At 72.8% G+C, this 239-nt stretch carries 1 pseudogene; it reads right to left on the bottom strand.

Features of this window, described 5'->3' with window-relative positions:
* Positions 1-239, bottom strand: a pseudogene (locus FJ658_RS15385) (rRNA methyltransferase); the annotation flags it as partial.

Below are 239 nucleotides of genomic sequence, written 5' to 3'. Positions count from 1 at the left end.
CCGCATCCGCGCCGAGTCCCGCGACCGCCCGGAAGATGGCTCCGACGTTGGTGTGGTCGACGATGTCCTCGAGCACCACGACGCGCCGCGCCTCACGCAACAGCTCGGCGACCGTGGGCAGCTCCGGGCGGTGCATCGACGCGAGCGCGCCGCGGTGCAGCACGAATCCGGTGATCTGCTCGAGCAGCGCCGGCGGGGCGACGTAGACGTCGACCTCGACGTCGGCGAGCAGGGGCTCG

Origin of the sequence: Schumannella sp. 10F1B-5-1, from assembly GCF_006517535.1 — a bacterium.
Classification (GTDB): Bacteria; Actinomycetota; Actinomycetes; order Actinomycetales; family Microbacteriaceae; genus Schumannella.
Note: the sequence above shows the minus strand (reverse complement) of the source record. Positions and strands in the feature narration are given on the sequence as shown.